The 2,831-nt window shown below is 32.4% G+C and carries 5 protein-coding genes; 1 reads left to right on the top strand and 4 read right to left on the bottom strand.

The genetic code is table 11. From position 1 onward, the window contains the following. Positions 1-281 precede the first annotated feature (281 nt). Positions 282-593, top strand: coding sequence for a hypothetical protein (locus QZU75_RS12605; RefSeq protein WP_296884179.1), 312 nt, complete (start codon positions 282-284; stop codon positions 591-593). Positions 594-651: 58 nt separating this feature from the next. Here QZU75_RS12605 and QZU75_RS12600 read toward each other — a convergent pair whose 3' ends face one another. The 4 genes from QZU75_RS12600 to QZU75_RS12585 all read right to left on the bottom strand — a co-directional run. Next, positions 652-1,017: a HEPN domain-containing protein gene (locus tag QZU75_RS12600; protein WP_296884178.1), complete on the bottom strand. Its 366-nt coding sequence runs from the start codon at positions 1,015-1,017 to the stop codon at positions 652-654. Next, a complete protein-coding gene (locus tag QZU75_RS12595) occupies positions 1,010-1,315 on the bottom strand; it encodes a nucleotidyltransferase domain-containing protein (RefSeq protein WP_296884176.1) in 306 nt (101 codons plus the stop codon). Before QZU75_RS12595 ends, QZU75_RS12600 begins: the two co-directional genes overlap by 8 nt. 235 nt (positions 1,316-1,550) lie before the next feature. Then, entirely contained in the window at positions 1,551-2,279 is a 729-nt protein-coding gene (locus QZU75_RS12590; protein ID WP_296884174.1) for a hypothetical protein, read from the bottom strand. Between the two features lie 279 nt (positions 2,280-2,558). Next, positions 2,559-2,831: transposase (locus tag QZU75_RS12585; RefSeq protein ID WP_296884173.1), on the bottom strand; the 273-nt coding region annotated here is incomplete at its 5' end.

The following is a 2,831-nucleotide window of genomic DNA, read 5'->3' as shown; positions in this document are numbered from 1 at the left end:
TGAAAATGCTTTCCAAAAAACAATGCCAAAATCAAGAAAACGAACATTCAAGACCAAACGAGGTGTTTTAAAACGGATATATCGCAGAAATTTGATTTGGAACCAAAATCGAAAAAAACGATTTTGAAAATCAACAAAGTTTTTGAAAGAGTCAAGAAAAAAGCATAGAGTTACAGCGACAGTTTTAAAAAAGATGAAGAATAGTTTTCAGATGCTCTCTCTCAACTTTTTTATATACTTCAATTATATATAAACATCATCAATCAAATGAGGTGATAATCTTGAATGGACAAAATCCACAAATGAGAGGAAATACAACTCATATTAAATTTAAAAATACAGATAACTTAAAAGAAAATCCAGATGGTTTAATAGATGTTCTCAAAAAATATGAGTCTAAACTCGAACTTGACGAAAATTCACTAAAACAATTACGTGAAAAAAATATTGGAAAAACTTTCGAATTAGTTTTTAATATGAATACCGAAAGTGAAAAAGAGTTTGAAATCATTAGAAAAGACATAGCTATTGAACTTCGAAAATTAGGTTACAAAGTTGACCCTAATTTTCTAAAATATGATATTATACTATAAATCAAAAGAAAATATTATTTTAAATAATATTTTCTTAGCCTCTCCTTTTTTAAAAAAATCATAATAAAGTTTCCACTTCATTAATGAATTTTTCAGCCTGTAAAATAAGTTTTTCAGCATCTTCTGTAAAAGTTTTTGAATAACCGTAACTAGAATCGTTTCTAGTTTCACGGGCATCATAAAGGTACCCATAGGTTTCCTTACTAAGCAGTCCTGTTTTGACGTATTCTTTGGCAAGTTGTCTTAAGGTTCCTTCATGAGTTTTTGGAGAAATGCTCTTTTTAAGCAATAATGCCAAAGCAGAGGAATACATTGCATAATAGGACATGGTGATGGAGTCCCTGTATTGTCCGCCTTCAAATAACATTTTACTTGAGATTAACTGACTTTTTCCAACATTAATTGCATCTTGTGGATTATCCAATCACTACACCTTCTTTAAGTACGTTACTTAAGAATGGATAATCTTCTACTTTTTTGAATTCATCTTCAGTCATTAATCTTGGAGATATAACTTCATCTTTTTCTAAAATTATATCCATAGCGATTTTATGGATTTCAGGTTTGATTTTATCTGCAATTGGAGATACAATTAAAATGTCAATATCTGATTCTTCACTGTCGTCTCCACGGGCAACAGAACCGAACAGCATTATTAGTTTAATATCATCTGATTTGATGGTATCTGCAAACTCCTTGGCTATTTTAATTCTATCATGCATAAAAACACCTTTATACAATAATTAATATATTATATTAAATTTCTTTATAATAAATATATTGTCCTAACAATCCAAAACCTAAAGATTATCCGCAATCACCATATAAGATAATTAAACAAGTAATTATTTGTTTTATCGAGTATTTAAGTCTTTATATATTAAACCAAGTAAATATTGCTCTCAGTTTACAAAATTACAATCTGAAAACAAATATTTACATAGCAATATTTAAAATTTATAAAGGCTTTGAAATCACCTTCACTTTACCGTTGACTATTTTCCATTCGTATCGGCGGTAAAGCGATATGTTGCTCATCACCTTGATATATTTGAACTTCAAAAAGTCGGGATTGTCCTTGAAATAAGCGGCCCGTGTCTTGTTTTTTCCACGTCCATGCAATAGATCAATGCTATCCATTCCAAGAAGTTCTCCTTCAAGGGTGCCCTGATTGAGGTATGTGGAGTTGAATTTTCTAAACATGTGCGGTCTTAGGCGTGCAAAGCCGCCGGCTTGGCCTAATCCAAGATAATCGTTGAGCATCTTGAATTTGTAGTTTACATAGTTAAGCCCATATTTCAAAAGCGGTTCATGTAAATTGAAGTCGTTCTGCTTCATTTTTACTCGAGCAATATTCTGAACGCATTCTGGGTTGAGGAATGTGTAGTATGGCTTATCGGTTTTCTGCCTTACCAATTTGCATGTGCATACCACATTGTTTTTTCTAGACAAATATTTCATCGCATCGGCGAAATTGTCCTTTTTGTGATATGGTCTAGTCCATTCGAAAAAATCTTCGTTTGTAATTGATTTTGCTTCAACTCTGGTCATTCCGGAGGATATTATTGTTAAAATCCAAAGCTTTAGGTTATCGTCTGCAAACTGCAATGCCAACCTTAATTCGTCTTTGGTCGGCAGGTCATCAAAGCTTATTATATCATTTTTGAACCTTGTAGAAACCCTCATTTAAAATACTTGAATTGCTCTGTAGATGTTGTATAATACATCTTTGAGTTTTGTTTCTTTATTTTGGAGTTTTGTGCTCCTACTATAGTTCCCTCCGTTGAATCTTCTTTTTATTACATAAATTACACTTTCTACGTTCATTCTTCATGCGTAAACGTCGTGCCAGAAGATTGTCGCACTATTCAATCTGTAATGTCATGTTTTTGCTCTTGTTTTTAATGGTATTTGGTCGAATGCACCTACTTCTTCATTTATGCATTTTCTTATCGCTTCTGTGTCTCATGCTCTGTCTGCTAGGATGTAATGTGGTTTGTAGGATTTTAATTGTCTTATTGATGCGATTGCGAATTGTGTATCGTATTTTGGACCTCGATTTGCTGCGTAATTTAAGATCATTCTTGTGTCGACATCGATTGCGATATGGTTTTTAATGTAGCTTTTTCTGCATTTACCCCTTATTTTTGCATAATAATGGTCTGCATAGTCACTTGTGTGACCGGTTCCATCCATTGCTGCTAATTCACAATCTATTGGATGCATGAACAATATTGG

The organism is uncultured Methanobrevibacter sp., from assembly GCF_902764455.1.
Lineage (GTDB): Archaea > Methanobacteriota > Methanobacteria > Methanobacteriales > Methanobacteriaceae > Methanocatella.
This window is presented reverse-complemented; position numbering and strand designations above follow the sequence as displayed.